General features: G+C 71.4%; 23 protein-coding genes. 14 read left to right on the top strand and 9 right to left on the bottom strand.

The features are described from left to right. Nucleotide 1 precedes the first annotated feature (1 nt). Nucleotides 2-1,807: an ABC transporter ATP-binding protein gene (locus tag ACZ79I_RS36650; RefSeq protein ID WP_471503590.1), complete on the bottom strand. Its 1,806-nt coding sequence runs from the start codon at nucleotides 1,805-1,807 to the stop codon at nucleotides 2-4. Between the two features lie 154 nt (nucleotides 1,808-1,961). On the opposite strand from ACZ79I_RS36650, the gene ACZ79I_RS36645 reads away from it, so the two are divergent. The 4 genes from ACZ79I_RS36645 (at nucleotide 1,962) to ACZ79I_RS36630 (ending at nucleotide 7,112) form a co-directional block, all read left to right on the top strand. Continuing rightward, nucleotides 1,962-2,432 carry a MarR family winged helix-turn-helix transcriptional regulator gene (locus tag ACZ79I_RS36645; RefSeq protein ID WP_471503588.1) on the top strand — a complete coding sequence of 157 codons (471 nt, stop codon included), beginning with the start codon at nucleotides 1,962-1,964 and terminating at the stop codon, nucleotides 2,430-2,432. Nucleotides 2,433-2,771: 339 nt separating this feature from the next. Continuing rightward, a complete protein-coding gene (locus tag ACZ79I_RS36640) occupies nucleotides 2,772-4,562 on the top strand; it encodes an ABC transporter transmembrane domain-containing protein (protein ID WP_471503586.1) in 1,791 nt (596 codons plus the stop codon). Further along, nucleotides 4,559-6,382, top strand: a complete 1,824-nt coding sequence (locus ACZ79I_RS36635) for an ABC transporter ATP-binding protein (protein WP_471503584.1) — start codon at nucleotides 4,559-4,561, stop codon at nucleotides 6,380-6,382. The genes ACZ79I_RS36640 and ACZ79I_RS36635 overlap by 4 nt, the downstream gene beginning before the upstream one ends. Nucleotides 6,383-6,641: 259 nt before the next feature. Next, nucleotides 6,642-7,112, top strand: a complete 471-nt coding sequence (locus ACZ79I_RS36630) for a DUF5709 domain-containing protein (protein ID WP_471503582.1) — start codon at nucleotides 6,642-6,644, stop codon at nucleotides 7,110-7,112. Between the two features lie 40 nt (nucleotides 7,113-7,152). Here ACZ79I_RS36630 and ACZ79I_RS36625 read toward each other — a convergent pair whose 3' ends face one another. Beyond that, nucleotides 7,153-7,947, bottom strand: coding sequence for a metal-dependent hydrolase (locus ACZ79I_RS36625; protein WP_471503580.1), 795 nt, complete (start codon nucleotides 7,945-7,947; stop codon nucleotides 7,153-7,155). 142 nt (nucleotides 7,948-8,089) lie between these two features. On the opposite strand from ACZ79I_RS36625, the gene ACZ79I_RS36620 reads away from it, so the two are divergent. After that, complete coding sequence (locus ACZ79I_RS36620; RefSeq protein ID WP_471503578.1) at nucleotides 8,090-10,603, top strand: DEAD/DEAH box helicase; 2,514 nt, start codon at nucleotides 8,090-8,092, stop codon at nucleotides 10,601-10,603. Nucleotides 10,604-10,622: 19 nt separating this feature from the next. Then, a complete protein-coding gene (locus ACZ79I_RS36615) occupies nucleotides 10,623-11,495 on the top strand; it encodes an acyl-CoA thioesterase (protein ID WP_471503576.1) in 873 nt (290 codons plus the stop codon). A gap of 47 nt (nucleotides 11,496-11,542) precedes the next feature. Here ACZ79I_RS36615 and ACZ79I_RS36610 read toward each other — a convergent pair whose 3' ends face one another. After that, nucleotides 11,543-12,646, bottom strand: coding sequence for a DUF6397 family protein (locus ACZ79I_RS36610; protein ID WP_471503574.1), 1,104 nt, complete (start codon nucleotides 12,644-12,646; stop codon nucleotides 11,543-11,545). 224 nt (nucleotides 12,647-12,870) lie between these two features. Further along, the gene (locus ACZ79I_RS36605) at nucleotides 12,871-13,284 is read right to left on the bottom strand and encodes a roadblock/LC7 domain-containing protein (RefSeq protein WP_471503572.1); all 414 of its coding nucleotides are present in this window, start codon (nucleotides 13,282-13,284) and stop codon (nucleotides 12,871-12,873) included. Between the two features lie 95 nt (nucleotides 13,285-13,379). Between ACZ79I_RS36605 and ACZ79I_RS36600 the strand changes: the two genes are divergently transcribed. Further along, complete coding sequence (locus ACZ79I_RS36600; RefSeq protein WP_471503570.1) at nucleotides 13,380-13,808, top strand: PPOX class F420-dependent oxidoreductase; 429 nt, start codon at nucleotides 13,380-13,382, stop codon at nucleotides 13,806-13,808. 351 nt (nucleotides 13,809-14,159) lie between these two features. Then, complete coding sequence (locus ACZ79I_RS36595; protein WP_471505457.1) at nucleotides 14,160-14,759, top strand: class I SAM-dependent methyltransferase; 600 nt, start codon at nucleotides 14,160-14,162, stop codon at nucleotides 14,757-14,759. A 3-nt stretch (nucleotides 14,760-14,762) separates the two neighbouring features. On the opposite strand, the gene ACZ79I_RS36590 is transcribed toward ACZ79I_RS36595, so the two are convergent. Beyond that, complete coding sequence (locus ACZ79I_RS36590; protein WP_471503568.1) at nucleotides 14,763-15,521, bottom strand: alpha/beta fold hydrolase; 759 nt, start codon at nucleotides 15,519-15,521, stop codon at nucleotides 14,763-14,765. A 127-nt stretch (nucleotides 15,522-15,648) separates the two neighbouring features. Here ACZ79I_RS36590 and ACZ79I_RS36585 point away from each other — a divergent pair, with 127 nt between their 5' ends. After that, nucleotides 15,649-16,182, top strand: a complete 534-nt coding sequence (locus tag ACZ79I_RS36585; RefSeq protein ID WP_471503566.1) for a PadR family transcriptional regulator — start codon at nucleotides 15,649-15,651, stop codon at nucleotides 16,180-16,182. Here the strand turns inward: ACZ79I_RS36585 and ACZ79I_RS36580 are convergent. Beyond that, nucleotides 16,159-17,064: an oxygenase MpaB family protein gene (locus tag ACZ79I_RS36580; protein ID WP_471503564.1), complete on the bottom strand. Its 906-nt coding sequence runs from the start codon at nucleotides 17,062-17,064 to the stop codon at nucleotides 16,159-16,161. The two genes, ACZ79I_RS36585 and ACZ79I_RS36580, sit on opposite strands and share 24 nt — an antisense overlap. A gap of 390 nt (nucleotides 17,065-17,454) precedes the next feature. Between ACZ79I_RS36580 and ACZ79I_RS36575 the strand changes: the two genes are divergently transcribed. Together ACZ79I_RS36575 and ACZ79I_RS36570 are read left to right on the top strand one after the other, a co-directional pair. Continuing rightward, nucleotides 17,455-18,309: a hypothetical protein gene (locus ACZ79I_RS36575; RefSeq protein WP_471503562.1), complete on the top strand. Its 855-nt coding sequence runs from the start codon at nucleotides 17,455-17,457 to the stop codon at nucleotides 18,307-18,309. Between the two features lie 162 nt (nucleotides 18,310-18,471). After that, nucleotides 18,472-19,848, top strand: a complete 1,377-nt coding sequence (locus ACZ79I_RS36570) for a tannase/feruloyl esterase family alpha/beta hydrolase (protein ID WP_471505454.1) — start codon at nucleotides 18,472-18,474, stop codon at nucleotides 19,846-19,848. Between the two features lie 4 nt (nucleotides 19,849-19,852). Here the strand turns inward: ACZ79I_RS36570 and ACZ79I_RS36565 are convergent, their stop codons facing one another. Continuing rightward, nucleotides 19,853-20,035: a hypothetical protein gene (locus ACZ79I_RS36565; protein WP_471503560.1), complete on the bottom strand. Its 183-nt coding sequence runs from the start codon at nucleotides 20,033-20,035 to the stop codon at nucleotides 19,853-19,855. Between the two features lie 565 nt (nucleotides 20,036-20,600). Between ACZ79I_RS36565 and ACZ79I_RS36560 the strand changes: the two genes are divergently transcribed. Next, complete coding sequence (locus ACZ79I_RS36560; RefSeq protein ID WP_471503558.1) at nucleotides 20,601-21,542, top strand: ferritin family protein; 942 nt, start codon at nucleotides 20,601-20,603, stop codon at nucleotides 21,540-21,542. Between the two features lie 161 nt (nucleotides 21,543-21,703). Here ACZ79I_RS36560 and ACZ79I_RS36555 read toward each other — a convergent pair whose 3' ends face one another. After that, nucleotides 21,704-22,255, bottom strand: coding sequence for a hypothetical protein (locus ACZ79I_RS36555; RefSeq protein WP_471503556.1), 552 nt, complete (start codon nucleotides 22,253-22,255; stop codon nucleotides 21,704-21,706). A 99-nt stretch (nucleotides 22,256-22,354) separates the two neighbouring features. On the opposite strand from ACZ79I_RS36555, the gene ACZ79I_RS36550 reads away from it, so the two are divergent. Both ACZ79I_RS36550 and ACZ79I_RS36545 read left to right on the top strand, forming a co-directional pair. Next, on the top strand, nucleotides 22,355-22,690 hold the full coding sequence (locus ACZ79I_RS36550) for a hypothetical protein (protein WP_471503554.1): 336 nt from the start codon (nucleotides 22,355-22,357) through the stop codon (nucleotides 22,688-22,690). Between the two features lie 449 nt (nucleotides 22,691-23,139). After that, nucleotides 23,140-23,496, top strand: a complete 357-nt coding sequence (locus ACZ79I_RS36545; protein WP_471503552.1) for a DUF6233 domain-containing protein — start codon at nucleotides 23,140-23,142, stop codon at nucleotides 23,494-23,496. Nucleotides 23,497-23,509: 13 nt separating this feature from the next. Here the strand turns inward: ACZ79I_RS36545 and arsM are convergent, their stop codons facing one another. After that, the gene (gene arsM / locus ACZ79I_RS36540) at nucleotides 23,510-24,304 is read right to left on the bottom strand and encodes an arsenite methyltransferase (protein WP_471503550.1); all 795 of its coding nucleotides are present in this window, start codon (nucleotides 24,302-24,304) and stop codon (nucleotides 23,510-23,512) included. Nucleotides 24,305-24,533: the final 229 nt, after the last annotated feature.

The raw sequence follows: 24,533 nt of genomic DNA, 5'->3' as shown, positions 1-24,533 counted from the left end.
GTCATCTGGTCGACTCCAGTCGGGCGTCCCGGCGGACCAGGGCCGCGTACCGCCCGTCCGACTCCAGCAGCTCCTCGTGCGTGCCCCGTTCGACCGTGCGCCCCGAGTCGAGGACGACGATCTGGTCGGCGCCCCGGACGGTGGACAGCCGGTGGGCGATGGTGAGCGTCGTGCGGTTGGCCGACAGCGCGTCGATGGCCTCCTGGACCGCGTGCTCCGTCCGTGTGTCGAGTGCGCTGGTCGCCTCGTCGAGGATGAGGACCGGCGGGTCGCGCAGGATGGTGCGGGCGATCGCGAGCCGCTGCTTCTCGCCGCCCGAGAAGCGGTGCCCTCGCTCGCCGACCACCGTGTCGTAGCCGTCCGGCAGCGACGCGATGTGGTCGTGGATCTGTGCCGCCTTCGCCGCCGCGTACAGCTCCTCGTCGGTGGCGTCCGGCTTGGCGAAGCGCAGGTTGTCGGCGACGGAGGCGTGGAAGAGATACGTCTCCTGGGAGACGACGCCGACCGCGCGGGCGAGCGTGTCGAAGTCCAGGTCGCGCACGTCGACGCCGTCGAGGGTGACACGCCCGCCGGTCACGTCGTACAGCCGTGGCACGAGATAGCCGAGGGTGGACTTCCCGGCGCCGGTCGGGCCGACCACGGCGAGGCTGCCGCCCGCGGGCACGGTGATGTCGACGCCCTCGAGGATGGACCCGCTCTTGTCGTCGTAGTGGAACTCGACGTCCTCGAAACGGATCTCGCCCTTGATCCGGTCCAGCCGGACCGGATCGTCGGGTTCGGTGATGTCGATGGGCAGGTCGAGGTACTCGAAGATGCGCTGGAAGAGTGCGAGCGAGGTCTGGAGCTGCACCCCGGTGGACAACAGGCCGACGGTCGGCCGGAACAGACCCTGCTGCAGCGAGACGAACGCGACGAGCGTGCCGATCGAGATGGACGGTCCACCGAGCTGGAGCGCCATGCCCGCGGTCCAGTAGATGACCGCGGGCATGGCGGCCATGACGATCGTGATGACGGCCATCCGCCAGCGGCCCGCCATGTTGGACTTCACCTCGAGGCCGACGAGACTCTCGGACTCCTTCTCGAACGACCGTGTGAGCGAGTCGGCGCGGCCCATCGTGCGCCCGAGAAGGATGCCGCTGACGGAGAGCGACTCGGTGACGGTGGCGGCCATCGCTGCCATCTGCTTCTGGCGCTGGGTGGCGATCTTCTTGCGTTCGTTGCCGACGCGGCGGCTGATCCAGACGAACAGCGGCAGCAGGAGCAGTGAGACGACGGTGAGCCGCCAGTCGAGGGCCACCATCGCGACGACGGTGGCGACCACGCTGGTGAGATTGGAGACCAGGGAGGTGACGGTGGAGGTGACCGTCGCCTGCATGCCTCCGATGTCGTTGGCGATGCGGGACTGGACCTCACCCGTCCGGGTGCGGGTGAAGAAGGCGAGCGACATGCGCTGGAGCCGGCCGTAGACGGCGGTGCGCAGGTCGTGCATGACGCGCTGGCCGACCGTCGTGGAGATCAGGGTCTGCAGCACACCGAAGACGCTCGTGACCACGGCGCTCAGGATCATGCCGAGCGCGAGCAGGCTCAGCAGACCGGTGCGGCCCTGCGGGATCGCGACGTCCAGGATCTCCTTCAGCAGGAAGGGCGTGGCGACGGAGACCAGCGAGGAGGCGCCGACCAGCAGCCCGACTATCGCGAGGCGGCCGCCGTACGGCTTGAAGAGCTTCAGGATGCGGCGCACCTGCCGCGGCTGCTCCGGCGAGCCGCCGGAGGAAGGGGTCCACGTGGTGGATCGGTCGGGATGCATGGGCTCCTACGGGGGTGAGGCAGCGGCCGCCCAGGGGCGGGCGACGCTGCGGACGGCACGCCGGCAGCTGCTGAGTCGATGGGCCGACGATTCACGGATCCTAGCTCATTGTTACCTATACTCACAATGAACGAGGTCCTGATATGGTTCCCGCATGACCGCCCCCGATCCCGACGGCCTGCTCGCGGAGCAGTTGCTGCGGCTCACCCGCCGGGTCCACCGCATCCAGAAGCGCCACCTGGAGCGAAGCGACCTGGGCATCACACCCGCCCAGTCCCGGCTGCTGCGCACCCTCGCGCACTTCGGCTCTCCGCCCCGCATGGCGGATCTCGCGGAGCGCCTGGAGGTGGTGCCGCGCGCGGTGACCACGCTGGTCGACGGCCTGGAGCGGAGCGGCAAGGTGCGCCGGATGCCCGATCCCACCAACCGGCGGGTGATCCGGATCGAGCTCACGGACGACGGCCGAAAGGCGCTGCGCGAGCTGCGCGGTGCGCGCAGGTCCGCCGCGGAGGAGATCCTCGCCCCTTTGACCGATGAGCAGCGCCAGGTGTTCGGCGGGCTGCTCGACACCTTGATCGACGGCGGCGACGCGTCCGCCGCCCCGGGACCCGGGCACCGCTGCTGACGTCGAACGGCGTGGACACCCCGGCTCCCCGGGCCCACGCCTGCTACGCCCCCTGCGCCGCGCGGTCGACCTCACCACGACCGGGCGGCGCCCGCTTTGTGCGGTGTCCGCTGTCGCCCGAACGGCCGTACGCCGATGTCACCGCTTGCCTGCACACGCCCCTGTGACGGCGTCGCGCCGGGGGCCGGATCCCGCCGTCCGGTCGGAAAACCGTTTGCCTCCGACCACACTCCGACGCGAACCTTTCACGGTTTGTTGCGGGTCCCGCGGACGTTCCCGCGCACCGCCGCCCGCGCCGCACGCCCGGAATCCACCCCTGACACGAGCCCCTGGGACGTCATGCAGATTCACGACCTTCCGTATCCCGACCCGGGTGTGCCGGACGCGCGCTCGGGTCCCCGGTTTCTGTGGTGGCTCGGCCGTAGTCAGCTGGGCGGGCAGGCCAGGTCCCTCGCATGGGGGCTGCTGCACTTCCTGTCCGTCTGCGGGCTGCCGTTCTGCGTGGGCCTCGCCGTCCAGGCCGTCGTGGACCGCTCGGGCGCGCGGCTCGCTCTGACGGGTGGGCTGCTCTTGGTGTGCGGAGCCGGCATCGCGCTGGGCGACACCATGCTGCACCGCACCGCGGTCACCAACTGGATCACGGCGGCCGCGCGGGTGCAGCAGCTCCTGGCCCGCCGGACGGCCCATCTCGGCTCCGCCCTGACCCGACGGGTCGCGGCCGGTGAGGTGGTCGCGGTCTCCACCGGCGACGTCGAGAAGATCGGCTGGTTCGTGGAGGCCGTCTCACGCTTCGGCGCGGCCGCGGTCACCGTCGTCGCGGTCTGTGCCGGTCTCGTCGTCTACCAGCCCGCGCTGGGCGTCGTCGTGGCCGTGGGCGTACCGGTACTGGCGCTCACCGTGCTACCGCTGCTGCCCCGGGCGACCCGGCGCGCCGACATCCAGCGCGAGAAGGCGGGCCGGGCCACCGAACTGGCTTCGGACACCGTGGCGGGGCTCAGGGTGCTGCGCGGCATCGGCGGCGAGGAACTGTTCCTGGACCGCTACCGCCGGGCCTCGCAGGAGGTGCGTGCGGCGGCCGTGCGCAGTGCCCGGATGTGGTCGCTGATCTCGGCGGTGCAGGTGCTGCTGCCGGGCCTGCTGATGATCACGGTGGTCTGGCGCGGGGTGCAGCTGGCCCGTGAGGGCCGGATCGCAATCGGCGAACTGGTCACGGTGTACAGCGCGGTGATGCTGCTCACCTATCCGCTGCAGCACTTCCAGGAGATCGCCATGGCGTACTCCTTCTCGCGGCCGTCCGCCCGGCGCGCGGCCCGGGTGCTGTCGCTGGCGCGCGCCACGGACTCCGCAGGCTCCCGCGAGGCATGCGTCCCGGTCGGTGACCTGTACGACCCCCGGACCGGGCTGCTCGCGCCCGCCGGGCGGCTCACCGCCGTGGTCTGCGGCAACCCGGACGCGGCCGGCGTGCTGGCCGAACGGCTGGGCGGCCATCCCGCCGAGGAGGGCACCTCGGTGCTCCTGGGCGGCGTCCCGCTGGACGAACTGCCGCTGGACTCCGCGCGTACGGCGGTCCTCGTCCAGGACAAGGACCCGGTGCTGCTGTCCGGCTCGCTGAGGGAACTCCTGGACGTGCCCGCCTCGGGCGCCGTCAGCGCCAAGGACGCCCTGGCCGCCGCGCAGTGCGACGACGTCCTGGACGCGCTCACGCAGGCGTCGCGGGCCGGCGAGAGCCCGATGGACGCACGGATCACCGAGCGCGGACGGTCCCTGTCCGGAGGGCAGCGCCAGCGGCTCGCCCTGGCCCGGTCGCTGCTCACGGACCCGCAGGTGCTGGTCCTCGACGAACCGACCTCCGCCGTCGACTCGCACACGGAGGCGCGGATCGCCGAGGGACTGCGCCGGCTGCGGGCGGGCCGCACGACGGTCGTGTTCACCTCGTCCCCGCTGCTCCTGGACCGCGCGGACCGGGTCGTGCTGGTGCACGGGGGCGACGTGGCGGCGGTCGGCCTGCACCGCGAACTGCTGCGCGCCGAGCCCCGTTACCGCGCGGTCGTGACCCGCGAGACCGACGACGAGGCCGCCCGCCACGACGGCGTCCCGGCCGAACTGGAAGAGATCGAGGAGAGCGCGTGATCGGCGTGGCGCCACCGGCGTACGACCCGGCGGCACCGACGGCGGCGGACACCCTGCCCGTCGGCGCCCCCGCGACCGTACGCGCCTATGTGGCCGAACTGTTCCGCCGGCACCGCCGGTCCTTCCTCCTGCTCATCGTCGTGAACACGGTCTCCGTCGTCGCCTCGATGGTGGGCCCGTACCTGCTGGGCGGACTGGTGGAGCGCGTGTCCGCCGGGGCGCGGGACCTCCGTCTCGGCTCCACCGTCGCGCTGTTCGTCCTGGCGCTCGTCGTCCAGGCCGTGTTCGTGCGACTGGTGCGGCTGCGCGGTGCCGTGCTCGGCGAGCGCACGCTGGCCGATCTCCGGGAGGACTTCCTCGTACGGTCGGTGGGGCTGCCGCCGGGGGTCCTGGAGCGGGCCGGGACCGGAGATCTGCTCTCCCGGATCACCACCGACATCGACCGGCTCGCCGAGGCCATGCGCGAGGCCGTGCCGCAACTGGCCATCGGCGTGGTGTGGGCGCTGCTGCTGCTCGGCGGCCTGGCCGTCACCGCCCCTCCGCTCGCTCCCGCCGTGCTCATCGCGTTGCCCCTGCTGGTGATCGGATGCCGCTGGTACTTCAGGCGGGCGCCCTCGGCCTACCGCTCCGAGGCCGCGGGGTACGCGGCCGTGGCCGCCGTCCTCGCCGAGACCGTCGACGCGGGGCGTACCGTCGAGGCCCACCGCCTCGGACATCGGCGCATCGAGCTGTCCGACCGGCGGATCAGGGAGTGGACCGCATGGGAGCGGTACACGCTGTGGCTGCGGTCTGTGCTCTTCCCGGTCATCAACCTCACCCACACCATGGTGCTGTCCTCGGTCCTGATGATCGGCGGGGTGTTCGTCCTGCAGGGCTGGATCGGCGTCGGCCAGCTGACGACGGGCGCGCTCATCGCGCAGATGCTCGTCGAGCCGGTGGGCCTGATCCTTCGCTGGTACGACGAGCTGCAGGTCGCCCAGGTGTCGCTGGCCCGGCTGGTCGGGGTCCGCGGCATCGAGCCGGACGCGGGCGACACGTCACTGGCCCCCGAGGGACGCGACGTCGAGGCCGACGAGGTGCTCTTCGGTTACCGCGAGGGCGTCGACGTGCTGCGCAAGGTCTCCCTGGAGGTGGCGCCCGGGACCCGGCTCGCCCTGGTCGGACCCTCCGGCGCGGGCAAGTCCACGCTGGGCCGGCTGCTCGCCGGGATCTACGCGCCGCGGGCCGGCCGGATCACCCTCGGTGGCGCGGAGCTTTCCCGGATGCCCGCCGAGCGGGTGCGCGCACACGTGGCCCTGGTCAACCAGGAGCACCATGTGTTCGTCGGCTCCCTGCGCGACAACCTGCTGCTGGCCCTCCCCCACTCGCGTCTTCGCACGAGCGGGGCGATGGGAACCTCCGTGGAGGCCGTCGACGCCGAGCTGTGGGCGGCGCTGGACGCGGTCGACGCGGGCGGCTGGGCGCGGGCGCTGGACGACGGTCTGGACACCGAGGTCGGCTCCGGCGGTCTGGCGCTCACCCCGGCGCAGGCGCAGCAGATCGCGCTGGCCCGGCTGGTGCTCGCCGATCCGCACACGCTGGTCCTCGACGAGGCCACCTCGCTCCTCGACCCGCGCGCGGCCCGCCATCTGGAACGCTCCCTGGCCCGTGTCCTGGACGGCCGCACCGTCGTCGCGATCGCCCACCGGCTGCACACCGCCCATGACGCCGACGTCATCGCCGTCGTCGAGAGCGGGCGGATCAGCGAGCTGGGCAGCCATGACGAGCTGGTCGCTGCGGACGGGGCGTACGCCGCGCTGTGGCGGTCCTGGCACGGCTGACGTCGGCCTCGCGCCGGGGGCGGGGGGCGGACCCGCGGGGTTCCGCCGCCGGTTACTGCCCGCTTCCGCTGCCCGGCGCCCGTGTCGCCGCTGCCGTTGCGCGGGGACGAAGGGGGGTGGAAGGCTGGATGTGGAACCGGCGCGGGGGGAGTGCCGGAACCATCCGGTCCGGGAGGGCGCGGTCCGCGCCGGGCGGCGCCCCCACGTCCGCCGTCGGGCACGGCGGCTTCCGGTTCCGCCGCACCACCTGGAGGTACCCGTGGACAGCACCGAGGGATGGGGAGACGACGTCTACCAGCCCGACGGATCCGGGGTGCAGGACGACGCGGGGCTGCTCGACGCCGAGGACACCCTGGACGCCGACGGAGTCAGCAACCCGCTCGACCGCGGATGGTCGCCCCCGGAGCGGCCGTGGGCGGTGGAGCACACGGGCGTGACCGCGGCCGAGAGGCAGCGCGGCGAGACCCTGGACGAGCGGCTCGCCGAGGAGGTCCCTGACATCACGGTCCCGGACGGCGACGGCATAGGCGACAGCGCGGACAGCGACGGCGAACCTCTCGACAACGAGGTGGGCGACGCCCGCTCCGGCCGGCTCGTCGCCCCCGACGAGGGAGCGCACGAGGACGAGGAAAGCGGCTTGATCGCCACCGACGTGGGCATCGACGGTGCGGCGGCCTCTGCCGAGGAGGCTGCCGTGCACATCGTCGACGAGGACACCCTGTCGGGCTGAGGACGCCGCCCGGCACCCCCGCCCGCGCCGGCCGGCGTCCTCAGATGACGTTGAGCGCCGCCGCGCCGCCCACCCCTCCGAGCAGCATGAACACCGGCATCAGCACCTTCAGCTCGACCCAGCTGCCCGCCCGGAACCGCATCGCCTTCGGCGGTCCCACCGGGTACCAGCGCTTGCGGCCCACCGGTATCGGCCACAGGATCGGGCAGCCGGACACCGTCAGCGCGTCCCCGATGTCGTGCACCAGGGCGCCGAGGACGATCGGAAGGCCGAGCCACAGGTACTCCTGCCCCGGAGCGGTGAACAGCCAGTCCGACCCGTTGCCCGGTTTGTCGAGGATGCCCGCGAGGATCCACGCGCTCGTCGCGGCCAGCAGCCACACCAGCACATCGCTGCTCGAACCACGCGCCGCCCGCCACAGCAGCCCTTCGATGGCCAGCACCATGTGCACGAAGAGAATGGCCAGCACCGCCCACCGGCCGCCCGCGATGGCGGCCGCGGACGTGCCCGCACCGATCAGCACCGCCCACAGCCATGTGTGCGTCAGCGTGCGGTGGCCTCCGGACCGGCGCGGGTCGCCGGGCTTCCGGGACGCCTTGTAGACGGCGTAGGACAGCTTGTCGACGATCTCGCACAGCCAGCGGGAGAGAGGGCCGAAGGCTCGCGAGATGGTGGCCGCCTTGTGGTCCAGGTCCGGGGCCAGCGCGGCACCCGCGCAGATGAGAGCGCCGACGAGGAGGACCGGCCAGGGCATCGGGTGCCCCGCCGCCGCGGCGGCCGCGCCTACCCCGAGCCAGGCCGCGGCCCCCGACAGTGAGTGTGCTGGTCCCATCATCCCGCTTCCCGCCCCATTTCTTGTGCAGCGCCGGCCCGTTGCGGGCGCACTGACGCTTCGTCGGCGCCACAGCGTAGCCCTCGTGATCTTCGGATCGGCAGCGGATTCCCCCATCGGGTGCCAGGGCAGGCAAGATGGGGACGTGACCCTCATCGATCAGCTCCCGCCGACCGCAGACCCCGACGCCCTCTACGAAGCCTTCGAGTCGTGGGCCCAGGAGCGCGGTCTCACCCTCTATCCGCACCAGGAGGAGGCGCTGATCGAGGTGGTCTCGGGAGCGAACGTGATCGTGTCGACTCCCACCGGATCCGGAAAGAGCATGATCGCCGCGGGTGCGCACTTCGCTGCGCTCGCCCGGGACGAGGTCACCTTCTACACCGCGCCGATCAAGGCTCTCGTCTCGGAGAAGTTCTTCGAGCTGTGCAAGATCTTCGGCACGGAGAACGTCGGCATGCTCACCGGCGACGCGTCCGTCAACGCCGACGCCCCTGTGATCTGCTGTACGGCCGAGGTCCTCGCCTCGATCGCGCTGCGTGACGGCAGGCAGGCCGATGTGGGCCAGGTCGTGATGGACGAGTTCCACTTCTACGCCGAGGGGGACCGCGGCTGGGCGTGGCAGATCCCGATCCTGGAGCTGCCGCAGGCGCAGTTCATCCTGATGTCGGCGACCCTCGGTGACGTCTCGATGTTCGAGAAGGACCTGACGCGCCGCACCGGCCGTCCGACGACGGTGGTGCGCTCGGCGACGCGTCCGGTGCCGCTCTCGTACGAGTACCGGCTCACTCCGCTCACCGAGACCCTCACCGAGCTCCTGGAGTCCCGGCAGGCCCCCGTCTACATCGTCCACTTCACCCAGGCGCAGGCCGTGGAGCGGGCACAGGCGCTGATGAGCATCAACATGTGCTCGCGCGAGGAGAAGGACGAGATCGCGCAGCTGATCGGCAACTTCCGCTTCACCACCAAGTTCGGCCGCAATCTCTCCCGCTATGTGCGTCACGGCATCGGGGTCCATCACGCCGGCATGCTGCCCAAGTACCGGCGACTCGTGGAGAAGCTGGCCCAGGCCGGTCTCCTGAAGGTCATCTGCGGCACGGACACCCTGGGTGTCGGCGTCAACGTCCCCATTCGCACGGTGCTGTTCACGGCGCTGACCAAGTACGACGGCAGCCGGGTGCGCACCCTGCGCGCCCGCGAGTTCCACCAGATCGCGGGTCGCGCGGGCCGCGCCGGGTTCGACACGGCGGGCCTCGTCGTGGCTCAGGCGCCCGAGCACGTCATCGAGAACGAGAAGGCGCTCGCCAAGGCCGGGGACGACCCGAAGAAGCGCCGCAAGGTGGTGCGCAAGAAGGCGCCGGAGGGCTTCGTCGGCTGGACGGAGAACACCTTCGAGAAGCTGATCGCCTCCGAGCCGGAGCCGCTCACCTCCCGCTTCCGGGTCACCCACACGATGCTGCTGTCGGTGATCGCCCGGCCGGGCAACGCCTTCGAGGCGATGCGCCATCTGCTGGAGGACAACCACGAGCCGCGCAAGCAGCAGCTGCGGCACATCCGGCGCGCCATCGCGATCTACCGCTCGCTGCTGGACGGCGGCATCGTCGAGAAGCTCGACGCGCCGGACCCCACCGGCCGCATCGTGCGCCTCACGGTCGATCTCCAGCAGGACTTCGCGCTGAACCAGCCGCTGTCGACCTTCGCGCTGGCCGCGTTCGAGCTCCTCGACCCCGAGTCCCCTTCCTACGCCCTCGACATGGTCTCCGTCATCGAGTCCACGCTGGACGACCCACGGCAGATCCTCGCCGCCCAGCAGAACAAGGCGCGCGGCGAGGCCGTGGCCGCGATGAAGGCGGACGGTGTCGACTACGAGGAGCGCATGGAGCGGCTGCAGGACGTGACGTACCCCAAGCCGCTGGAGGAGCTGCTCTTCCAGGCGTACAACACCTACCGCAAGAGCCACCCGTGGGTCGGTGACCACCCGCTGTCGCCGAAGTCGGTGATCCGCGACATGTACGAACGGGCCCTGACCTTCACGGAGTTCGTGTCCTTCTACGAGCTGGCCCGCACCGAGGGCATCGTGCTGCGCTACCTTGCCGGCGCCTACAAGGCCCTCGACCACACCGTCCCGGACGACCTGAAGTCGGACGACCTGGAGGACCTGATCGCCTGGCTCGGCGAGATGGTGCGCCAGGTCGACTCCAGCCTGCTGGACGAGTGGGAGCAACTGGCCAACCCGGAGGAGGTGACGGCCGAGGAGGCGCAGGAGAAGGCCGACGAGGTCAAGCCCGTCACCGCGAACGCGAGGGCGTTCCGCGTCCTGGTCCGCAACGCCATGTTCCGTCGCGTGGAGCTGGCCGCCCTCGACCAGATCGAGGAACTCGGCGACATGGACGCCGAATCCGGCTGGGACGCCGAGGCATGGGGCGCGGCCATGGACAAGTACTGGGACGAGTACGACGAGCTGGGCACCGGACCCGATGCCCGGGGCCCGAAGCTGTTGATGATCGAGCAGGAGCCGGAGAACGGACTGTGGCGTGTCCGGCAGGCCTTCGCCGACCCGAACGGGGATCACGACTGGGGCATCAGCGCCGAGGTCGACCTCGTGGCCTCCGACGCGGAGGGCCGCGCCGTGGTCCGGGTCACCGACGTCGGCCAGCTGTGAACACAGGAGGGGCCCGCCCATGACGAACCCGGCCGACAGGCTCGTCGACCTGCTCGACCTGGAACAGGTCGAGGTCAACATCTTCCGTGGCCGCAGTCCGCAGGAGTCACTGCAACGCGTCTTCGGCGGCCAGGTGGCCGGCCAGGCACTGGTCGCCGCCGGCCGCACCACGGACGGTGAACGCCCCGTGCACTCCCTGCACGCGTACTTCCTGCGCCCGGGCGTCCCGGGCCTGCCCATCGTGTACCAGGTCGAACGGATCCGTGACGGGAGGTCCTTCACGACCCGCCGGGTCACCGCCGTGCAACAGGGCCGCACGATCTTCAATCTGACCGCCTCCTTCCACAAGCCTGAAGAGGGGAGCTTCGAGCACCAGTTGCCGCCGGCCCGTGACGTGCCCGGCCCGGAGTCGCTGCCGACGGTGGCGCAGGAGGTCCAGGAGCATCTCGGCGCGCTGCCGGAGACGCTGGAGCGGATGGCCCGGCGTCAGCCCTTCGACATCCGCTACGTGGACCGGCTGCGCTGGAGCGCCGAGGAGGTCAAGGACGCGGAGCCACGCAGCGCTGTGTGGATGCGGGCCGTCGGTCCGCTGGGGGACGACCCGCTCGTGCACACCTGCGCGCTGACGTACGCGAGCGACATGACGCTCCTGGACGCGGTCCGCATCCCCGTCGAACCGCTGTGGGGGCCGCGCGGCTTCGACATGGCGTCGCTGGACCATGCCATGTGGTTCCACCGGCCGTTCCGCGCGGACGAGTGGTTCCTGTACGACCAGGAGTCCCCGATCGCGGTGGGCGGCCGCGGTCTGGCCCGGGGCCGCATCTACGACCTCGAGGGACGCCTGCTCGTCTCGGTCGTCCAGGAGGGCCTGTTCCGCAGGCTCGCCCGGTGACGACACCTGGGTGTCGGTACGGGCCCTGCCGGCCGCGGCCGCGCCGGTCAGGGGTTTCTGCGGCGCAGCCACCCGAGCATGCCTCGCGGACGGATCGGCTGGTGCCGGACGGCCGGGGCATGACGGGCGAGCAGCGGTCCGGGGGCACGCGCCTCCTCACGGGCGGGCGTGGAGCCGGCACCCCTCACGGCCTGGCGGCCGGCCGTGGCTCCGTGCGGCGCGGTGCTCCGGCGGACGGCCGTGGTCCCGTGAACAGCGGTGCCGCCGGGGAGCGCCGTGTTCCCGCGGACATGCGCGGTCTCGGGCGGCCGTTCCTCGGGTACCCCCGGTGACGGGCGGGAGGCGGGCCGGTGCCGGCGCGCCTCGATGAGGGCCTGTGTCAAATCGGCCCGGAGCCAGCCGATTTCGTCGGGGTCCTCCGCTGTCATGATCCGCGCGGCGGTCAGGGCAGAGGGCGAGTCCGTCGCTCCGGGCCGAGCCAGCGCGGGTCGCAGACGGTTCAGCTGGGCGCGCTCATAGGGATCCCGGACGATCTCCGCCACCTGCATCGGGTCCAGCAGGGACGCCACCACGGCGGCCTTCGCCCACGGATCCTCCGTCTGCCGCAACTGGAATCCGAGATGGCGCCCGCGCCAGTTGCGGGGCCGCAGGTCCAGCCCCGCGTCCAGTTGGTCCAGCAGTCCCTCCGGCATGCGGCCCGTGAGCAGTGCGGCGTTCTCCTCGCCGTCGGCGAACTGCTGCACGTCCTGGGCCAGGTACAGCCACACCGCGGCCCTGTAGCGGTTCACGTAGAACGTCACCGGCACCAGCAGCCCGAGTCGGGCGAACCTCGTGAACCTGGAGGGCGTCACCCCCATCAGGGCCGCGCCGTCCCTCGTGCCCACCGTCGTGACCCGCTCGCGCAGCGCCCCCGGCCCCCCGTCGCCGGAGCGCACCCGCTCGATCTCCGTGCGGGTGACGCGACGGCCTCCTCCGCCTTCGTCGGGCACGGTGCGCACATATCCGAGCTGGACCGCGAGATCGAGCTCGCCCCGTTTGAGGTCCAGTTCCCGTGCGGCGCCGCTCAGCGCGAGCGACGGCCGCCGCGACGCGGAACCCGCGCCGGTGCCGGCGACTTCAGCGGTGGTGGACGTGATCGTCTGTCCGGGCATGGCGGTTCTCCCCCGTGGAGTGTGTGCGAGCGCCGTATGCGCCCGTCTCGGAAAAAACCGTAGCCGGATCGCCCGATCCTGGAGCGAGCCTGTGGATAACTCCGCTCCCGCACCGTTCCAGCAGGTCAGACAGTTGGTCCGAGCATGTGATGGGGAAGTCCGGGATCGCGGTCGGCGAGTGCCCCCGCGGCCGGAGCCGCACGGCCGGCCTGGGCCCGAGCGGGTCAGAGGTCCCCGTTCGCGGTGTGCTCCCGCTGCCGCGCGTCCACGGCGAGGTGCTCCCCGACCCGGTTCACCAGCAGCGTCATCTCGTACGCGATCTGGCCGATGTCCGCCTCGGCGGCGCTGAGCACACACAGACAGCTGCCGGGACCGGCCGCGGTGACGAACAGGATCGCGTCATCGAACTCGATCATCGTCTGACGCACCTGTCCTGCGCCGAAGTGACGGCCCGACCCCTTGGCCAGGCTGTACAGCCCGGACGAGACCGCGGCGAGATGCTCGGCGTCCTCGCGCCGCAGGCCGGTGCTCGTGCCGGTCACCAGTCCGTCGTTGGACAGCACCAGCGCGTGGCGTATGTCCTCCACACGCTCGGTCAGATCGTCCAGCAGCCAGCCGAGTTCCGTGTTCTGCGCCATGGTCCGTACTCCCCGTGATGTCGCTCCCCCCTGGCCGGAGGTTCCGATCAGCCAGCCTTCACCACAGCCGCCGTCCCGGCAAGCAGGATGGGTACATGGCTCAGAAGATGACCGACGAGGAATGGCGGGCCTTCGTCTCCCACGGCACCCGCACCGGGAAACTCTCCACCGTGCGTGCCGACGGCAGCCCGCATGTGACGCCGATCTGGTTTCTGCTGGAGGGCGACGACGTGCTCTTCACCACCGGCAGACAGAGCGTGAAGGGGCGGAATCTGGCCAGGGACGGCCGGGTCGCCCTGTGTGTGGACGACGACCGCCCCCCATACGGCTTCGTCGTGCTGCAGGGCCGGGCCGGGCTGTCGGAGGATCTCGACGAGGTCCGGTACTGGGCGACCCGGCTCGGCGCCCGGTACATGGGCGCGGAGCGGGCCGAGGAGTTCGGCCGCCGCAACGGCGTCCCGGGGGAGCTCCTCGTCCGGGTGCGGGTCGAGAAGGTCCTCGCGTACACGGCCGTCGCCGACTAGCGGCGTCATCCCGCCGAGTGGAGCGCCGGGCGGTGGCGTCCGCACGGTGTACTCGACGAGGCGGGCCGGCACCTCCGTCCCAAAGCCGCGGTCCCTGGCGTCGCACACAGCACCACGGGGGGGGTGGTGCCGGCGGCAGGTCGGCGCACGTACATCCCCGCAGGTCGGCATCATGGCGACGTCCTGTTGCATCCGGCGGCCCTGACCCCCATGAGGGCGATGTGACCGGCTCTCGTCCGTCGGATGTACGAAGGGGCACACGACCCGGCTCGGGTCCGCGCCCGTGGTGCGCGTCACACACGAACACGTGCGCAGCGGCGGCCGCCGCGAAGGTGAGGGATCATGCAGAGCATGAGCAACGACCACACACACGTCCAGGAATTCTTCACCCCGCGCGCAGCCCACTGGGACACGCGGTTCCCCGACGACGGCCCGGCGTACGCCGCAGCGGTCGCCGCACTCGGCCTGCGCGAGGGTGATCGCGTGCTCGACGCGGGCTGCGGCACGGGCCGGGCCCTCGCACCCCTGCGTGCGGCCGTGGGCCCTTCGGGGGTGGTCCTGGGAGCCGACCTGACCCCTGCGATGCTGGAGGCGGCCGTGCGGGCCGGACGGAACCGCGACGGGCGACTGCTGCTCGCCGACGTGACCGCGCTTCCGCTGCGTTCGGAGTCCCTCGATGCGGTGTTCGGGGCTGGTCTGATCTCCCACCTGCCTCACCCGGAGGAGAATCTGCGCGAGTTGGCGCGTGTCGTGCGGCCCGGCGGCCTGCTCGCGCTGTTCCATCCGATCGGCCGGGCCGCCCTCGCGGCCCGCCAGGGCCGGCAGATCACCCCGGGCGACCTGCGTGCCGAGTCCAACCTCCGCCCGCTGCTGGCAGGTTCCGGCTGGCGCATGACGTCGTACGTCGACGAGGACTCCCGTTTCCTCGCCCTGTCCGTCCGCGAGGGCTGAGCCTCAGCGGCGTCCCGCCACCTCGGCCACCAGGGCATCGGGGTTGTCGAACATCACATTGTGTCCCGCGCCCGGCACGGTCACCACGCGGACGCCGGTGGCCTCCAGGCCCTCCCTGTCCTCGAGTTCACCGCTCAACTCGCCCTGAAGGTAGACGCGATCCACCGTCAGGGCCTCAAGCATGCGGCGCATCGTGGGGCGCGTACCGCGCACCAGGTGCACGGCCGTGCGATGGAGGGCGAGCGGGTCGGCCAGCCGCATGGTCGCCGCCCAGGTGGGACCGGTCTTCTCGAGCACGCGCGCGTGGCCCCCGTTTCCCACGTACTCGTCTTCCGTGTACGCGGCGATGCCGCTGCTGCCGGCGCCGGGCGGCGGATGCGGATCGAGGTTGGCCTCGATGAGCACCAGTCGCGACACGAGGCCGGGTCGCCGATGGGCGAGCACGACGGCCACTGCCCCGCCCATGCTGTGCGCGACGAGTTCGGCGCCGGCGACCTGCGCCTCGTCCAGTGCGGCGGCCAGCGCGTCGGCGTGGTCCTCCAGGGTGTAGGCGAACCCTGCGGGGCGGTCGCTGATCCCGTGTCCCGGGAGATCGACGAACAGGGTGCGCCGGCCCGCCAGTTCGGGCCGCGCCGCGATGTGTGCGGTGTAGACCGTGGACGCCGCGCCCAGTCCGTGCACGTACACGCGCGCGGGTTCCGCGCCGGCGGTTTCGGTCCACCGGATCAGACTTCCGTTGCCGTCGAACTCGGCCTGTCTCATCGGCTTCTCCTTCGCGTTGTCCCGTGTGGCGCCGGCGCTCATGGCCCATCGAGGAGAATACATCGGACCCGATGTATTACGAACTCGATGTACAACGACGGTGCGGCAGAATTGGCAGAATGCGGGCATGCTGGAGCTCGCCATCCTCGGTTTCCTGTACGACTCCCCGCTGCACGGCTATGAGCTGCGCAAACGCATCACGGCCTTGACGGGGCACGTACGCCCCGTCGCGGAGAGCACCCTGTACCCCGCGATCAAGCGACTGGAGAAGGCCGGACTGCTGGCACGGGCCACGCAGCCGGGTTCGGTCGCGGCACCACGGCACGTTCTGACACTCACGGAGGAAGGCAGGCGGCAGCTGCGCCGCCGGCTGGCGGAACCGGCGCAGCGCGACATCACCGACGAGAACCGCTGGTTCACGGTGCTCGCCTTCCTCAGGCACCTGGAGGACCCGGCGGCACAGGCGACCGTCCTGCGCCGTCGGCTCGCCTTCCTGGAGGAGCCCGCGAGCTTCTTCTACGAAGGCGACCGGCCACTGCGCGCCGAGGAACTCGACGATCCCTTCCGGCGTGGCATCCTCACCATCGCGCGTGCGACGAGCCGGGCTGAGCTGGAGTGGCTGCGGACGACGCTCGGCTCACTCGCCGGGACGGGTCGCTGAACTCCGCTCCGGACGGACGGGGCAGCCCCTGACGCCGGGGACCGGACGGGTACCCAGGTCGGCGATGCGGTAGCCGTTCGGATATCCCTTGATCTCCCAGTTCTGCCGGGCGTGGTGCGGAGCTCGGCGCGGGGGCATGAGGCGGACGAGACGGCCACGGGCGCGGACCGCGCGGCGCACCAGCGCGCGTGTGGTGGCGCTCGGCGGCTCGTACCGGAACGCCTTCAGGAGCGAGTCGTCGAGAAGGGAGAGCGTCGTTCGGCGCAGGAGGGGTGCGAGCGGGCGCGGATACCAGGAGGCCATCAGGGCGAGGGTCGCGTCGGACACGCGGCGGGCTGCCGGGTCCCAGGCGAAGTGGGCCCCCTCGTAGGCGTCGAGGCACGCCTCGAACTCCTCGTACGTCCCCGGGACGTCCCGGATGCCCATGTGCCGCCCCAGGGTGCGGTAGTGCACCGCGGAAGCGATCGTCTCGTGCCGGGACAGCCTGCGCCATCCATAGGCGTCGATCCACCGCTTGGGCATCACCACGAAGGTGCAGAGCACGTACCGCATGTCGTCGTTGCCGATGTCGTAGCTGCGATGCATCTGGTTGATGCGGCGGATCGCGGTGCGGCCCTCGTCGCTGTCGAAGCCGTGCTCGACGACCGCGTCGAGGAGCAGCGCGGTGTCGTCGTAGCGCTTCTGCGGGCGGTCCGTGAGTTCCGCGGTCTCGGCGAGCAGCCGGCCGATGCCGGGGACGGCGTAGGTACGGTACAGAGCCAGCTCCAGGGCGCGGGTGTAGTCCCAGGGGAACTCGTAGGCGACGCTGAGCCGGTAGATCTCCAGGGCGTCCCTCTCGGGGTCGAGGCGCCGCAGCTGTTCGAGTCTCTCGAAGCGCCTCACCGTCTCGTCCCCCTTCGGCCGCCGAGGCTTCAACTCTACGTTGAGAGCGGCAGGGGGAGAACCTGTTCGTCCCTTGTGTCGGCGTGCGCCGAGGGCGAGCAGGACCGCATGGACGCGGCCGTGTCGCGGGTGTCATCCGGAACCCTGTCGTTCGGCCTGAGCGAGCCGGCGTGGCGGGCGGTCGTCGCCCTCGCACGGGAGCGGGACGAGTCGCCTCGGGCAGCGGTGTGCAGACTGCTCTGCCTGCCCGCCGTCCGATACCGGTTCCACTCGGTCGTTTCGTCCCGTTCGACCGGGCAGCCGCAGCTCTTGGTGTCATTCGCACTCGTGACAACCGGCTCGCGGGCGCATTAGGGTGCGCCGACGGATGGAACCGATGGGGAGGATGGCATGGCCGGGACGGACGAGGACGCCGTCGCCGCCGAGGACGACGCGCTGTATGTGCTGACGGCGGTTCTGCTGACGCCCGCGCAGTTCCCCAGCGTGCTGGGCGACGACTATCCGGAGGCCTGCGCGGCGCTCGATCTGCCGCCCCTCGCCGACGGCTACGGCCTCGTGCTCGGTCAGGACGGCGACGGCGCGCGCTGGACGGTGGTCATCGACGACGTGTCACTGGTGGCCGTGGCGATCGCGTCGTGGGACTGCGGAATGGAGTACGAACTGTCGCCCGACGAGCGGACGGTCGTCGCCGCTCTGCCGGGCTGGCCGCTGGCCGTGGCCGTCGCCGCACCCGGCATACCCGCCCCGCACGATCCCTCGCCCGAGCTCAGCGACCGCGAGCCGCTCTCCCCGCCGGACACCGACATCTGGGGGCCCGCCCAACGTCGTCTGGGCGCGGACGAGATCGCACTCCAGTGGGCCGTGTGGCGCGAGCAGATCGACGACGCCGACTTCGCACCCGCAGACGGCGCGGCCTCCGTCGAGGAGGACGCGAAGCCCGAGGAGGTTGCGAAGTCCGAGGAGGATACGAGTGGGGCCCGCAGCGGCATCCGCCGGGTCCTCACTGAGGCGCGCGCCTACGTGAGCACTCCCCCGCCGTTGGGCCGGGTCCGCTCCTCGTTCGCCCCAGGGGGTGCCCGCACGCTGCGCGCCGACGGACCCGGCTGGTCCATGGTGGCCAGGACGGACGACATCGCGTTCGTCCTGCTCGACGAGGAGCCCGGCGAGGTTCTCCCGGTGGGCCGGGGCCCGGAACTGCCCGGGCTGCTGGAGGCGCTCGACAAGATGGCGGTGCGTCCGGCCTGAGGCGACGGGACGGCGAGCGGCACAGGACGGGGTGGTCAGGGGCTGCCGTGTGAAACCCCATAGGGACATCGGTGCCCATGTGGTCCGCACCCATGGTCGGTGGGCTTCCGTGGTCGCAGCATGGGGCCGCCCTGCGCTCCCCTCATGTCCCGGAGGCCCCTCATGCGCCTGTCCCGCAGCGTCGCGCTGCTCACCGCCGCTCTGCTGAGCTCCGCCCTCACCGGCCCCGCGGCCGCCACCGACGGTGGCCACTGCGCAGGGCGGGAGGGGGTACGGGTACCGGGCGCGGCCTTCCAGACCAGCGCCTGCCTGGACGACCTGACGACCTCGGGTCTCGCCGGGACCCCGTACACGGACATGGCGGACCAGGCGGGTCTGACCGCCAAGGCCACCCGCAATCCGTCCGGTGTACCGGGGCTCCAGGTCGACGGGTACTTCCCGGACGACTCGCGTCTCAACTCCACGCACGGATGGCAGCACGACGCCCAGTTCGTGATCCGGCTGCCGGACCACTGGAACGGCGGTCTCGTCATCACGGGCGCCCCGGGCACCCGCAAGCAGTACGCGACCGACACGGCGATCTCGGACTGGGTGATCGCGCAGGGCTACGCGTACGCGGCCACCGACAAGGGCAACAGCGGGCCGGACTTCTACCGCGACGGGACCCGCCCCGGGGATGCCGTGGCCGAGTGGAACCGGCGCACGACGCAACTCACCGTCGCCGCCAAGCGCGCGGTGGCACAGCGCTACGGGCGGACGCCCCGGCGCACGTACATGACGGGTGTCTCGAACGGCGGCTACCTGACGCGCTGGCAACTGGAGCACCACCCCGAGCTGTACGACGGCGGCGTGGACTGGGAGGGCACCCTGTGGACCACGGACGGTCCCAGCCTCCTGACGTCACTGCCGACGGCCGTGGGCCGGATCCTGGGATCGGCCCGGGACGAGGATCTCTACGCGGCCGGGTTCGCGCGCGGGTCCGAGTTCCTGTGGCCGTACCACGAGAAGGCGTACTGGGGTGTCACGCAGAAGATCTACCGCGCCGAGTTCGATCCCACGTACGACGCCGCCTGCCCCGGCGCGTCCGCCGGCTCCACGACGGAGCAGATCCTGGCGCCCTGCCGGTCGGACGCGGCCTACGACTACGCGGCACGCCCCGCGTCCGTCCATCGCGCGGTGGCCCGGGTCGCCCTCACCGGGCGGATCGGCAAACCGATGATCACTCTGCACGGTGATCTGGACGCCCTGCTGCCGAAGGCCACGGATTCGGATGTGTACACGCGAATGGTGGAGCAGAGCGGGCGCGGGCGGCTGCACCGCTACTACACCGTCGAGGGCGGCACCCACGTCGACGGGCTGTACGACGGCTACCCCGATCGGCTGCGGCCCATCCTGCCCTGCTACCGGGCGGCCCTCGGCGCGCTCACCGCGTGGGTGGAACGGGGCGAGCAGCCGCCCGCGGACGGTACCGTCGGCAGGCCCGCGGGCGGCGACGTGGTCCACTCCTGCGCACTGGCGGGGAACGCTGCGGGTCACTAGCCCCTCAGCGACCGATTTCCTTGCGTGCCACTCGGCGCAGCCTGCGCCGCTGGGAGGGGTCCAGGGTGAGGTACGCGGCGGTCGGGACTCCCAACACGATCAGGAGGGCGGCCCACCAGGGCAGCCAGATCCACAGGATGAGCCCGACCACCACTCCCCCCGTGGCGATCTTCGCGTTCTTCGACATGTGTCGCCTCCTTCGCGGCTACTGCCGCTCTCTGCTCTGAGAACGGGCGCGCGCGGCACGCGGTTCCGGCCCTCGTCCCTGACAGGACCCTGAGCCGGACCCTCAGTCATCCCTGAGAAACCTCCCCGGCGCGGGCCGCCGGGGAGGCACGCGGGGAGCCGACGGGGAGCCGACGTCATGGCCCGGAGTGCTGTACCCCGTGTCGCCCTCCGGCTGCGCCGTTCCACCGCAGTGAGTCTGCCGGCCGAGGTCTCGGCCCGCCGTCCGGGCGCACCCGCTCCCTCTCCGCGCCCGCCCTCCTCGCCTCACCCCGATCGCCGGACCCGCCGTCCCGGCCACGCACCGACGGTCCCAGCCACGTGCCGACGGTCCCAGCCGCACCCGCCGCCTCCGGCGTGGTGACCGTGCGACCAGTATCCGCAGGTCACGCACACCACGGCACCAGATGCCGCGCCAGACGCGCTCCTCGGTCACCTCACCCGAATGCCACGGCCTGTTCGCCGCGTCCCTCACTTGTTGGTGTGATGCCTGGGGGGCTCAACGGTCCGATTGGGAGGTCCGCGTGATGCCTTGTCCGATACGCGCCCTGACGACGGGCGCTCTCGTCCTGACGCTGAGCATGTCCGTGGGAAGCGCCGCCTCGGCCATGCCCGATGACGCGATCCGCGCGCTGCACGCACAAACACGTACCGACCTCGACGCGTCGATGCGCGGCGAGGCATACGCGTACGCCTCGTACTCCCTGTTCGCCGCGCAGGCCCGAAAACAGGGTCTGGCGTCGGTGGACGGCCTGTTCCAGCGGACCGCGAAGGTGGAACTGGGTGAGCACTTCGCGGAGGAGGCCGCGCTGAGCGGCCTGGCGGGCAGCGACGCCGCCGACCTCCAGGCGGCCCTCAAGGGTGAGGCATATGAGTCCCAGACGATGTATGCCACCTTCGCCAAGCAGGCCAGACAGGACGGTGACGCCTCCGCCGCCGAAGTGTTCGAGGAGCTGGCCCGGGACGAGGCCGCCCACCACTCCGCGTTCACCAAGGCTCTGGAGGCGGTCCGCACGGGCAGGGGAAGCATCCCGGCACCGCCCTCCGCCGCGGCGGAGGCCGTACGGGCCGGTGCGCCCAGGGTCCGCGCGGCCCGGACCAAGACCGACCTCGACACCGCCATGCACGGTGAGGCGCTGGCGGCCGCCAAGTACACCCAGTTCGCGAAGGCCGCGACCGCACACGGCAACCAGGCACTGGCACGCCTGTTCAGCGGCATCGCCGAGATCGAACTGCGCGAGCATTTCGCGGCTATGGCACAACTGGCGGGCACCGTCGGTACCACGCGTGAGAACCTCACCAAGGCCATCACCGGCGAACGGTACGAGTCCGGGAGCATGTACCCGGCCTTCGCCCAGAAGGCACGGACAGCCGGCGACAGCGCGGCCGCCCAGCTCTTCTCGCACAACGCCGAGGACGAGGCCGCCCACGCGCGCAGCTTCGAGACCGCCCGTTCCGCCCTGCGCTGACCGGACGGTGCCCGGGCACCGCGGCGGCGGCCCAGCGGCACCCGGGTCTGTGCGCAACGCCACGGTGACGACTTACCGTGGAATGCGGGGGCAGAGAGCGGAACCCCGGCCCGATTCCGGCAGGCCGGGGTTCTCGCCATACATCACAACAGTCAGCTCGGTCACTTACCGTAGTCGTCGTGGTCGTAGCCGTCGTGGTCGTAGCCGTAGCCGTGGCGGAAGTAGTCCTCGACCACTCGGAAGCTGCCCACCACGCCGTCGCGGACGCGGACGCCGCCCCGGACGTGTCGGGGGTACAGCCCGTTGCTGGAGCTGTGCGGGCCGACCGTGGCGACAGGCGAGCCGTTGTCGCACGTGGCCCCGTTGAAGACCTCGACCGTCTTCCAGCTGTCGTTGCGCACGTTGAGGCTCTTGGAGCCGAGGCCGCTGACCACCGTGATGCAGCCACCGGCGTGGGCGGCGTAGGTCCGCTCGTTGACGTGGATGAGGCCCACCCTGTAGTGGCGGTAGCCATGCCCCTTGTAGTCATGCCCCTCGTTGCCCTTGCTGTTGCCGCCGCCGCCCTGGGGGGCCGCGGCGGGGACAGCGGCGGCCTGGTTGACCGCGGCCGCCTGGGCCGGCTCCGAGGCGGCCGAGGCGTAGGTGATACCGGTGGCCACCAGGGCCGCACCAGTGGCGACCGCGGCGGTAACGGCGATGGAACGCGTTGCCATGTCACTTCTCCTGTCTGAGACACGTCGACTGTGAGCCGATGCGTAAGTGAACGTACATAAGATCCCAATTTCCGTCGTATAGGACATACCGAAAATCTGATGAACAATACGATTGGAGTAATCCTGGTGCCGCCCGCCGCGCCCGTACATGCCTCCCACGTGTCGCGGCGATCAACACAGTCACTCCGGCGGCTGCGTCAGGAGCCGAAGGAATGGAACGTCAAACTGGTTGATACGACTGTGAGTTGGACCATGGGTTGGAGTGCCGCAAGCCATCTCTCCGGCCACCGCCCCCTGAGGCGCGCCGAGGCGTCACAGGATGTCGGCGAGGCGGTCCACCTGGGCCGGGTCGAGGCCATGGCAGTAGAGCATGACCTCGTCGGCACCGAGGTCGGCGAAGCCGGCGATCGCATCGCGGATCTCCGTCGGCCTTGATGAGCATGCCGCCCACCCTCCGGTCGGCCACGCCGATGAAGGCGTAGTGGTCGTGCATGGCGGCACGGGCGTCGTCGACCGCCCCTGGGGGCCCGAGCGCCACGTCGACCTGCGCGCCGTCGCGGCCGTGTTCCTGCCAGAACCTGCGGACGGTGCGCAACAGGCCGCCCACCCAGGGGTGCCGCGGCTACGAGGAAGCCGTCGCCCAACGCGCGACAGGCTCGCGGCCGAGCAGACCGAGCGTGCCGAAGAGGCCGGCGTCGGCGCGCCGGGCCCACGTGAGCGGAGCGGGGCAGGGTCGCCCATGGGCAGACCGAGACCGACGTGAGGGCCGAACCCTCCCGCGCGGCAGATGACACAGGCGCCGCCGAGAGCGCCGATCCGGAAGCACACGCCCCAGATGCGGGGGTCACCTGTGCAGCCGGCCACTCACCCCTAGAATCGAACGCGTGAACGAAGGATCGCCATCCCGCCTGGAGCTGCTGCGCTTCGCGCGCCGCGTGGTCGTACAGCAGGCAACGGCGGCCCTGGCACAGATCGACCGGTGGATCGCCGACGAGGAACGGCGGGAGACGGAGCGGCACACAGGTGAGGCACGACGCCCCCGGACGCCCGAATGGCTCATGGAACGGGGCATCGGCACCGGGGGCCCGCCGACACGGATCCACACGGGCGACTGCCACATGGCCAAGGGTGTCCGCGTCAAGGCGATCACGGAGGAGCAGGCGCGGCAGGCGTTGTACGCGCATGTCGCGGCCTGCCCGCACTGCAATCCGGACACGGCACTCCAGGTCGTCCCGGAGTAGGCGTCCCCGGCCCTCAGACCGTCCGCGCCTCCGCCGCCGTCGCGCCCTCCGTCGCCACACCGAGGGGCTTGGTGGCGCGGACGATCGCCGAGTGCATGCCGTCGGCGACCGCGTGAGTCGGGGTGATCTCGACGTTCGCGAATCCCGCCCCCTCCAGGCCCGCACGGTACTCCGCGAAGGACAGCGCACCGGCGATGCAGCCCGCGTGGTCGCCGCGCTCGGCGCGCTGCCCGGGCGTGAGGGCGTCGTCGGCCACCACGTCCGACACACCGAGCCGACCGCCGGGCCTCAGCACGCGGAACGCCTCGGCGAACACGGCCGGCTTGTCGACGGACAGGTTGATCACACAGTTCGAGATGACCACGTCGATGGTGTTCGCCGGCAGCGGGATGGCTTCGATGGTGCCCTTGAGGAACTCCACGTTCGTGGCACCGGCCTTCTTGGCGTTGGTCAGCGCCAGAGCGAGCATCTCGTCGGTCATGTCCAGCCCGTACGCCCTGCCGCCGGGGCCGACCCGGCGGGCCGAGAGCAGGACGTCGATACCGCCGCCGGAGCCGAGGTCGAGGACGCGCTCGCCCTCGCTCAGTTCGGCGACGGCGATCGGGTTGCCGCACCCCAGGGACGCCGCGACCGCCTCGGCGGGCAGCGCGTCACGCTCGTCGGCCTCGTAGAAGGCGGCGCCGAAGGTCTCATCGACCTCGACCGGCTCGGACCCACAACACGCGATGCCGCCCTCGGACACCTGCACGGCCGCTGCGGCGTACCGCTGCCGGACGGTTTCGCGCAGGTCGGTGGACTGCTCGCTCATGGCTCACTCCTGACTGACGCGGCTGACGGGGCGAGGCGAACCCCGGCACATGCCTGTATCGATGCTTGTTGATGCAAACACTGCCCTCTGAATCGAAAAACGTCAACATAGAAGCACATCGAAACAACCCTGTCCCTCCACCCAGCGGGCGGGGAACAGGCATCCGGACCCCCGGCCGGGTGCCAGGCGCCTCGGCATCGGGGCCGAAGGGCCCTGGCGCCCCCGGCCG

The sequence above is a fragment of the Streptomyces sp. PSU-S4-23 genome, assembly GCF_055632315.1.
The sequence above is the reverse complement of the archived record's forward strand: the minus strand, read 5'-3'. Positions and strand labels throughout refer to the sequence as shown.

What these genes read in the sequence shown, in the direction of transcription:
- ACZ79I_RS36650 (WP_471503590.1), bottom strand. Translation starts at nt 1,807, where the DNA reads ATGCATCCCGACCGATCCACCACGTGGACCCCTTCCTCCGGCGGCTCG.
- ACZ79I_RS36640 (WP_471503586.1), top strand. Translation starts at nt 2,772, where the DNA reads ATGCAGATTCACGACCTTCCGTATCCCGACCCGGGTGTGCCGGACGCG.
- ACZ79I_RS36575 (WP_471503562.1), top strand. Translation starts at nt 17,455, where the DNA reads ATGGCCGGGACGGACGAGGACGCCGTCGCCGCCGAGGACGACGCGCTG.
- ACZ79I_RS36615 (WP_471503576.1), top strand. Translation starts at nt 10,623, where the DNA reads ATGACGAACCCGGCCGACAGGCTCGTCGACCTGCTCGACCTGGAACAG.
- ACZ79I_RS36610 (WP_471503574.1), bottom strand. Translation starts at nt 12,646, where the DNA reads ATGCCCGGACAGACGATCACGTCCACCACCGCTGAAGTCGCCGGCACC.
- ACZ79I_RS36645 (WP_471503588.1), top strand. Translation starts at nt 1,962, where the DNA reads ATGACCGCCCCCGATCCCGACGGCCTGCTCGCGGAGCAGTTGCTGCGG.
- ACZ79I_RS36585 (WP_471503566.1), top strand. Translation starts at nt 15,649, where the DNA reads ATGCTGGAGCTCGCCATCCTCGGTTTCCTGTACGACTCCCCGCTGCAC.
- ACZ79I_RS36605 (WP_471503572.1), bottom strand. Translation starts at nt 13,284, where the DNA reads ATGGCGCAGAACACGGAACTCGGCTGGCTGCTGGACGATCTGACCGAG.
- ACZ79I_RS36555 (WP_471503556.1), bottom strand. Translation starts at nt 22,255, where the DNA reads ATGGCAACGCGTTCCATCGCCGTTACCGCCGCGGTCGCCACTGGTGCG.
- ACZ79I_RS36565 (WP_471503560.1), bottom strand. Translation starts at nt 20,035, where the DNA reads ATGTCGAAGAACGCGAAGATCGCCACGGGGGGAGTGGTGGTCGGGCTC.
- ACZ79I_RS36600 (WP_471503570.1), top strand. Translation starts at nt 13,380, where the DNA reads ATGGCTCAGAAGATGACCGACGAGGAATGGCGGGCCTTCGTCTCCCAC.
- ACZ79I_RS36550 (WP_471503554.1), top strand. Translation starts at nt 22,355, where the DNA reads ATGAACAATACGATTGGAGTAATCCTGGTGCCGCCCGCCGCGCCCGTA.
- ACZ79I_RS36560 (WP_471503558.1), top strand. Translation starts at nt 20,601, where the DNA reads ATGCCTTGTCCGATACGCGCCCTGACGACGGGCGCTCTCGTCCTGACG.
- ACZ79I_RS36595 (WP_471505457.1), top strand. Translation starts at nt 14,160, where the DNA reads ATGAGCAACGACCACACACACGTCCAGGAATTCTTCACCCCGCGCGCA.
- ACZ79I_RS36570 (WP_471505454.1), top strand. Translation starts at nt 18,472, where the DNA reads ATGCGCCTGTCCCGCAGCGTCGCGCTGCTCACCGCCGCTCTGCTGAGC.
- ACZ79I_RS36590 (WP_471503568.1), bottom strand. Translation starts at nt 15,521, where the DNA reads ATGAGACAGGCCGAGTTCGACGGCAACGGAAGTCTGATCCGGTGGACC.
- ACZ79I_RS36625 (WP_471503580.1), bottom strand. Translation starts at nt 7,947, where the DNA reads ATGATGGGACCAGCACACTCACTGTCGGGGGCCGCGGCCTGGCTCGGG.
- arsM (WP_471503550.1), bottom strand. Translation starts at nt 24,304, where the DNA reads ATGAGCGAGCAGTCCACCGACCTGCGCGAAACCGTCCGGCAGCGGTAC.